The organism is Arthrobacter sp. UYCu712, from assembly GCF_040547005.1.
GTDB lineage: Bacteria > Actinomycetota > Actinomycetes > Actinomycetales > Micrococcaceae > Arthrobacter.
On the sequence record NZ_JBEPOZ010000047.1, the window covers coordinates 1 to 7653 of the forward strand.

Below are 7653 nucleotides of genomic sequence, written 5' to 3' on the forward strand. Positions count from 1 at the left end.
ACCCGTGGAACACGAACGATTCCTCGCCATAACAAAACCTCAGCCGGCACAAGCCGCCTGATCAACTGTCCACGATTTGCGGGCAACCCCAGTACTGGCGCATCGGCTACGACAACCTCGCCGGCTGGGCCCCCACCCAACCCACCAACTTCTTCTACAAAGGCAGCCTGCGCTTCGCCGCCGCCTACACCACAGCCCTCACCCCAACCCAAATCACCACCCACTACAACGCCGGCCGCTAAGGGGCGGCCACTCGCCATCTGGCCCCGACCCCCGCCAGCCCCAGCGCGCGATCCCGTTCCACTACTACCGGGACCCTTAGCGCTACATTCCCGCGCATTGGTCCCCGACCCCCTACGTCCGGTGAAGGATCTTCCAGCGTGGACGCGGCCCTTGTTTGTGGGAACTGACGAGCATTTGCCCAGGGCTGCGGTAGCGGCTCTGGTTGTCAGGGAAAGGCAGAGCCCAGGGTGGTGAAGGAGTATCCCTTTTCCAGCAGGGCAGGGATTGCGGCGGAAATTCCTGCTGCCGTGCCGGATCCGGGGTGGTTTCCGTGCGCGAGGATGATGTCGCCGGGACGGGCTTTGGCCGTTTCCGAAGCGACTACTGCTGGCGGGTAGGTCGCCCCGCCGTCGGCGTTGATGCTGAACCCGGCGGGGATAAGGCCCAGGGCGAGGGAAATCTCGGCCGCGACGTCGTCAAGGAACGCGGTGCCGGGGCGGAAGAACCGGGGGCGCTGCCCGGAGAGTGCCGTGACCAGGGCGTCGTTGGACATGATTTCCTCATATACCTCTGCGCTGCTGCGCGTTCCGGGGATCCCGTACGCGGTCTTGCCGGTCACGCTCAGCGGCGCGTGGCGGGTTCCGTGGTTGGCCAGTTCAAAGAGCCGATTGGCGGCAAGGTCCCGTGCCCGGGACGGGTTGGCGTGGATCCATCGTGCATTCAGGAACAGCGTTGCCGGGATCTGGAGGCGCTGCAGCATGTCCAGGATCGCGTGGTCTGTGCCGTTGCCGCCGAGGCCGCCGCAGAAATCCAGGGTCAATGCGATTCCTGCCGCCGGGTCCGGGAGGGTTTTGGGGACCTTCGGCGCCCCAAGGCCCCAATAGGAAGGAAGGCGTCCGGAGAATCCGGCGATGATCTGGTCCTGGGATGGTACCGGATTGAGCCGCGGTTCCGGGGTGGGGGCAGGCAGAGGAGCGGCCGCTGCAGGGGAAACGTCGGGGACGGGCGCAGGAGCTGAAGATTCAGGAACTGCCGGTGCCGTCAGCTCAGGTGCCGGTGCGGGAGGTGACTGGCTGGGGACGCCGGTCCCGGGACGGCATCCGGAGAGCACTAATGCTGTAGCGGACAAAAGGACTAAGCGGCGCGCCGGCCTGCAATCATATTCAACCCATTCCAATGGAATCCCCCCAATAATGTTGCGACAGTAACCGGCGCATCCCCGCGGAGCGCGTGGCGACCGCGCCCCGGCTAAACATACAGGGCATGGGCAGCCTCAGCGCCGGGATCGACAACCTAGGAACGCGCCAGCTGGACGAAAGGACCGGCGTTTGGCAACCAAGGCCAGAACGAAACCAGGCAGATCAAGATGCGGGGGCTGTCCGCACTATCGGCAGGCCCTCGCCTTTTACATCACGCCACGCTGTTCACAACCTCCGTGGGAATCACATCTAGGTCGCATCAAGAAGACTGCGGGCCCGTTGCAGGTCGACGTCCCCGTCGCCCAGGTCGAGGAAGAATCTGCATTGCCACTTCTGAGACCGCTTCGCCTGGGGGTTTTCCGTCGCTGACCACGGCGGATACACCCGAAACCCGCGCTTCCCGCCAACGCCACCGATAGCAACGATGCCGCGCTCAACGAGCGCGCTCTTCGGGAAAACAAAGAGCCCCAAGTTGTCGCCCTCTCGAACGGCGATCACCAACGACTGCGGACCATATTCGGCCGACAATGGTTTGGTTGACCCGTCACTGGCGCGCCGCCACACCGTGACGAACAATCCCACTTTCGTCGGTGTCAGCTTGCCCGCCCGAAACCGCGTCTCGCCGGTGACTGAGACCACAGCGCCGTACTCGGCGTTGTCGGGCTCCGGCACCACCGCCAGAGGCCCCGAACCGAGTCGATCACACGCCTCAATCGCAGCAGCCACATCCGGATGAAGAACAGCAGACGCCACAACAACTCCGATCAGCACGACCCCTGGGGAAAAGTACAGCGTCAGTCCGATCGTGGGCGCAGTAGTGCCCGCACGGACACGACCAGGAGTTTGGCGGTCCCGGCCATGGCCAGCAGGGCTGTGAAGGCGGCTACCTGGCCGAGGAACATCAGCAGGGCCACTACGAGGGTGCCCGTGTAGGTCAGGCCGAAGGCAAGGGTGGACGGGTCAGGCATCAGTCCTCATCACTGAACACATTATGGGCTGGCGCGGTGACAGGGGACGGCGGCGGGCACAGTTCCTGCACCATTGCCCTGAGTTGTGCAGGCCGGAAGGGTTTGGTCAGGTAGGCGGTAGCGCCGGCGGCCATGCCGTCGAGTTCGTCACCGGCCCTGGCCCGTCCGGTGATCATGATGATGGGTTCATTTGAATATTTCCTGAGGCTGCGGGCAACGTCGTGGCCGCTTATGTCCGGTAAGCCGAGATTCAAGGTAATCAGGGGCGGATCCAGTGCCCTCGCCGCGCGAATCCCTGCCGCCCCGGTGGTTGCGGCCCGTACTTCAAAGCCCATGGCGGAGAGGATCAGTACGAGCAGTTCCCGGATGTCGCGGTCATTTTCGATGACAAGGCAAATCCCGCGTGAATTCATATGGTCCCCCCGGCCAATTCCTCACCATTCTATGGGCTTTCCCTCCCCGTCCTACGCACCAAAATGCGTCCAACTCCACCGCCCCGGCTCTGCCGCCCTGTCCCGGCGAAGCTTGGAGTCGGTACATTTCCGTCCCGACGAGCCCTCGCGTAGAAACCGTCACTCCCTGCCGGAGGGGCGAGTCGCCGTCAATAAACTGCGCTGACAATAAACTGCGCTGAAGCGAACCGCGTGCCCGATCCGGGTGGACCGCTCAGCAACTATAGCGACGCGCTGGCCGTTTGGGCGGCGGCCAACCATCCCGAAATCGATTGGCGCACACCGGTAAGCCGAAAGGGATGCTACGGCAGCGATGCTGGCCTCCCGAAGCCTTCACTGTCAGATGAGCGCGGCACCGCTGAATTTCCCCATGTTGCACATCTTCCCTCAGTTGTGGTTGAGGGTCGGCGTACTTGTGCTGGCGGGACCCGGGGCAATCAGTTAGCGCCGCCCGTAGGCCCATCGTGTGTTTGCTATTGGGCAAGAGTATTCGTCTGATGCACGAACGTCTCTGGGCCATCGGGTCGGCGACCCGCGATGGCCCAAGGGACTGGCGACGAACCATCAGAACGACCCGACGGCTCGTCAGCCTTCGCCAGCGGCCGGTATTCCTCGGCAGGGTTATTCCAGCCGGCCCAGTCCTGAGGGCGAGTCGAAGGACGGCCGAGGTAGTAGCCCTGCCCGGCTGTTACGCCGAGGCGTGCAACCGCAGCGAGTTCATTACTGGTTTCGATCCCTTCGGCGATAAGGGCAGCTCCGAGCTGCTCCGCGAACCCGGTCATCGCCTCGCCGAAGGCGTGGCGCAGCGCGTCCGCGTCGATTCCTGCGATCAGGTCGCGGTCGAGTTTGATGATGTCGGGTTCGAGTTGCCGGACGTGGCGGATCGAATCAAAGTACGAACCCACATGGTCAACCTCGAGGCGGACACCCTCCCGACGCAGTGGAGCCAGCGCCGAGACCAGAGCCGCAGGCTGCTCCGGCGTGAGGGCATCAGTAAGCTGGAGAACAATGTGGCAGGGAGACAACGCCGATTCCCCGAGAAATTCGGGCAGGAGCGGATCCAGGCAGGTGCTCGGAGACAGTTTCAACGCCACGTACAGGTGCGCAGGCAGCCGCTGAGCGGCGGTGAGAGCACATTCGAGGGCAGCGAATTCCAGCTCGCTTCCCAGCCGGGCCTCGGCAGCTGCAACGAACCATTCCTCTGCAGTGTCGCTTCCGTCATTGCCAAACCTCGTGAACGCTTCGACCCCGATCACCGCCCCGGTGGACAGTTCACGGATCGGCTGGAACGCTGTGACCAGCATCCGGCCTTCCAGAATCGCCTCAATTCCGGACGTGACGGGAAGCGACCGCGGGGTTGTGGCTCCGATCAGCGGCTTGAGGGCGGGGCCGTGGGCCGCGGGCACTCCCGTCGGAGCATCGGGGGGAAGACCGGTCTGGGGTCGGAGTGCGGTCAAGTGTTCCGCCAGCGCTCTTTCCGGGCTGCCCGGATGAGCGGCAGTAGACGCACGTAATTGAATTCTTGCCCGGGCGTCCGTTGGCTCCGACCCGGACAGTGCCGCTTCTATTATTGCCGCGGCCTGTCGGCGTATCCCCGGCAGAGGTTCACAAGAGGCCGAGCCCCCGCCCGGATCGGGATGCCCTTCATTGGGGCATGCTCCAGGAGAAGACGATTCCATCGACATTGGCTATTCCTTTGTTCCCCCGTTCCGGCTGAGCCCGGAACCGGTTCTTCGTTTATCCGTGCTTCTGAACTCGGGACTCGAAGCTAGGAAGGCGGAGGACCGTGACATGACTGTACAACAGCACCAACCCGTCCTGTCTCTGACAGAGCTGGAATTTATCCGTGCGCGGCAATCCCGTCCCGCAGGCTGTGGCACCACATGCATCCGTAGAGGGCTGTGGAGCCCCGGGCCCGAAAGGCCACCGGCCGGCCGGTGGCCGGTAAGCGTGGCGGGGCCGCCCATAAGCGGTGGCAGCACAAGCCCACACTCAAGGGTGATGCCCGCATCTGGTTCTACGTCGTGGAACAAGTGGTCTTTCTTGAGCAGGTCCATACAAGCCATCCCAAAGAGACCAAGAGTTGAGTGATCACGCATCTGTGAACAGCACGGCCACTTCTGACCCAACGGAACGGTGCCGCACGAGCGTTCGTAAAGGATCGTGGACACTTCCTCGGGCGGGTCCAATGAGACGGCATCCGTGAGGGCCCTTTAGATCGAGACTTCAGAGCTGCTCTGCGGGCTAGGTTTCGAGGGGAAGTGGAGGCGTCAGGCCGGTGAAGAGGACCAGCCGCTTCTCGAACTCTTCCCGGTTTGCCTCGCGCAGGAGGCCGTTGGCGCCGTAGCTGAGGCTGATGGTGTCGAGTTGCCAGTCCGACCCGTCGGGCGCCTCGAGGCGTTCCCTGAAACTGCCATCGGTGTCTTTCGAAAGATCCTGGAACGTGAACATCAACCACTGGCCGGCGGGGCCGTGGACAGACCCGGAGACGATCACCTGGGTCTCCGGCGTTGCCCCGCCTAGGTCCCGGATGCGGTCTTCCTCTGTCCATTCGTCAAACCTGTCGAGCGCGGGCGCACCGTAGCCATATCGGCCGGTGATTTCGCCGAAGATCCTGATTGTCCGCTCTTTATCAGCCCAGGCCCGCGGCACACTCGTGCTTTGCGCCGGCGGCGCGTTGACCACGGTGAGCAGCGATTCTCCGCCGAAGTAGTTCTGAACTCGATCGACGAACGGCTCGATTCCGTTCTGCCCATCCGGCGTGGGTGCCCACTCCAGCTTCAGTTCCCGGGTGAGCGCTGCCCGGATCTCCCCGACCATCTCTTGGCCTGTCTCATATCCTTCTTCGGGAGTCGGGCCCTGCAAGACCTCCTCGGAGTCGAGGCCTGCGATCCCTGGATAGTCCCGCCAGTAAACGGTGCGCTCTTTTCCGCCGGCATCCTCAACGACTGTGACCCGGCCGACAGCCTGGCCGATCATGAACTGCGCAATGCTGATCGCGGGAACCGCGATCACGGCTCCGACAAGAATGAAAGTCACCGCAATCCACCACCGCCTTTGAAGCGGCTGTCTGGTGCTCTTGCGGTTCATGCGCCCAGCCTACGGGACACCAGTCGGGCACGGGCACCACCATATAGTGCGGCGTAAGCCGATGGGCGGATTCAGGCGGTCATTGCAACAGGAGGTTTTCGATCAGTTCGATCGGCTTTTTGTAGTCTTTTGCCTGGCCGGTCGTTGAGTTCCTGGGCCACCCAGTCGAGGTCTGTGCGCTGTGCATGCTCAGGTCCGTGCCCTTGGGGAAATACTGGCGCAGCAGGCCATTGGAAGAGCAGTTCGGCGCCGCGTTTATCCAGTTCCATGTAGCCGAGTTCGTCGATGCAAAGCGTGAAACCCAGGAACGCCGAAAGGGTGCAGCTCTGATAAAAGGAGCCGCACCCTTTCAGGTGTGCACGGAGGGACCGTGCTTGTGGTGCCGGTTCTCATCTCATGGGCTCACTGCTTTGGAGGCAGGGTCCGTATGCAGTGTCGGGGCTTCCGGCGGGAACTGGCGCAGAATTGACGGGTCGATGCCGCTGGAAAGGACATCGTGGGCGTAGAACCCGTCACATTCCAGACAGGTGTAGCTGACCTCGATGGAGGTGCCCGGCCAACTGGCGGAGCCCCCCACGGTCTCGATGAACAGATATGCATCCGTCCCGCACGCGCTGCACCACGGACGGGTGCTGGTGCCGCGGGGTGCATTTTGGCGGGACGGAAACCGGGAAGCAGGCGCCATTGCCTTATCTCCTTGATCAGGGACTGCCGGCCAGCGGCCGACAGGTAGCCCTATTGTAGGAGGGGCTCTCGCCGCCGTCCACGGACACGTCCGGGGCGCATCTGCGACGGCAGTTGACGGACACGGCTGATCACGGGCCGTGCTGGTTCCTGTCCTTCGTTAAGGCCGGTGCACTCGTATCCGGTCAGTGCTTCTTGAAGGCGTCCTTGACTTTTTCCGCGGCGCCCTTAAGATCGGCTTTCTTCTGGTCTGCTTTTCCTTCGGCCTCCAGACGATCATCGTCGGCGGCTTTTCCGGATGTTTCTTTGGCCTTGCCGCTGACCTTCTCTGCGGTGTGTTTGATCTTGTCACCCAGCCCCATGGCGGGCCTCCTGTTGATTAGTCGTGCCGCCGGCGGTCCACCGGCAGATCACAGCTTCAGGATAATCCGCGTGCCTGCATTAGCGCCACGGCGGCCGGAGCATCGTCCCCGGTGGTCCGGGCGCGGCTTTGAATGCCGGTCCGGAACGGCCGACAGACGGCTAGCTGTACTGACCGGGGTTGATTGAGTGGCTCACTCGCCATGACCGTGTACCGGTCTGGCGTTCGCTGGGGGTTCTCCGACCTCGTGGATGGTGTGGCCGCTGCAGGCCGCCTTAGTTACGGTGGCCTGCTCGATGCGCGACACGGTAAACCATCGCATTGCGTCGCGCATTCGGCACCATCCAATTACGCCCAGGAGCCGGCGGCTGTTACGCCGGTCCAGGTGGAGAAACCCCGCGTCATGACCCGGCTCCAGAAACTTGTCGCCGAGCAGCAGGCCAAGAAAGCGGCCGAGCAGGCACCGGTGGAGAAAAAACCCGAGACCGATGCCCAGCGCCAATCACGGCTCATGGCCGAACGTGCCCAGCGGGAACAGCAACGCTCCGCATCCGAAGACTTGCAAAGCCCAGGGCTGGGCCTCTAGGGTGTGTTGCTAAACCCCTGATTTGATCCAGATCAGGGCCGAGGCGAGCGTGACGCCAGCGAGGTAGCTGCGTGCCGTTTTGTCGCTTCTG

Annotated in this window: 7 protein-coding genes and 2 pseudogenes; all 9 read right to left on the reverse strand. The window is 63.2% G+C overall.

The annotated features are described in order from the left end of the window. Window positions 1–448: 448 nt before the first annotated feature. Window positions 449–1042: a polysaccharide deacetylase family protein gene (locus ABIB51_RS22725; protein WP_354191635.1), complete on the reverse strand. Its 594-nt coding sequence runs from the start codon at window positions 1040–1042 to the stop codon at window positions 449–451. Window positions 1043–1670: 628 nt separating this feature from the next. Beyond that, window positions 1671–2192: a MepB family protein gene (locus tag ABIB51_RS22730; protein ID WP_354191636.1), complete on the reverse strand. Its 522-nt coding sequence runs from the start codon at window positions 2190–2192 to the stop codon at window positions 1671–1673. Between the two features lie 23 nt (window positions 2193–2215). After that, on the reverse strand, window positions 2216–2389 hold the full coding sequence (locus ABIB51_RS22735; protein WP_354190912.1) for a hypothetical protein: 174 nt from the start codon (window positions 2387–2389) through the stop codon (window positions 2216–2218). Further along, window positions 2389–2802, reverse strand: coding sequence for a response regulator transcription factor (locus ABIB51_RS22740; RefSeq protein ID WP_354191637.1), 414 nt, complete (start codon window positions 2800–2802; stop codon window positions 2389–2391). The genes ABIB51_RS22735 and ABIB51_RS22740 overlap by 1 nt, the downstream gene beginning before the upstream one ends. A 512-nt stretch (window positions 2803–3314) precedes the next feature. Beyond that, window positions 3315–4145 (reverse strand): EAL domain-containing protein, encoded by an 831-nt coding sequence (locus ABIB51_RS22745; protein ID WP_354191638.1) that lies wholly within the window; start codon window positions 4143–4145, stop codon window positions 3315–3317. A 940-nt stretch (window positions 4146–5085) separates the two neighbouring features. Continuing rightward, a complete protein-coding gene (locus tag ABIB51_RS22750; protein WP_354191639.1) occupies window positions 5086–5880 on the reverse strand; it encodes a hypothetical protein in 795 nt (264 codons plus the stop codon). 130 nt (window positions 5881–6010) lie between these two features. After that, window positions 6011–6175: pseudogene (locus ABIB51_RS22755) on the reverse strand (IS30 family transposase); the annotation flags it as partial. Window positions 6176–6800: 625 nt separating this feature from the next. Next, window positions 6801–6977, reverse strand: coding sequence for a CsbD family protein (locus tag ABIB51_RS22760; protein WP_354191640.1), 177 nt, complete (start codon window positions 6975–6977; stop codon window positions 6801–6803). A gap of 192 nt (window positions 6978–7169) precedes the next feature. Then, window positions 7170–7328, reverse strand: a pseudogene (locus tag ABIB51_RS22765) (transcriptional regulator); the annotation flags it as partial. Window positions 7329–7653: the final 325 nt, after the last annotated feature.

Bases quoted from the DNA above. Each gene is read 5' to 3' on its own strand.
- ABIB51_RS22745 (WP_354191638.1), bottom strand. From the start codon at position 4,145: ATGCTGGTCACAGCGTTCCAGCCGATCCGTGAACTGTCCACCGGGGCG.
- ABIB51_RS22760 (WP_354191640.1), bottom strand. From the start codon at position 6,977: ATGGGGCTGGGTGACAAGATCAAACACACCGCAGAGAAGGTCAGCGGC.
- ABIB51_RS22735 (WP_354190912.1), bottom strand. From the start codon at position 2,389: ATGCCTGACCCGTCCACCCTTGCCTTCGGCCTGACCTACACGGGCACC.
- ABIB51_RS22740 (WP_354191637.1), bottom strand. From the start codon at position 2,802: ATGAATTCACGCGGGATTTGCCTTGTCATCGAAAATGACCGCGACATC.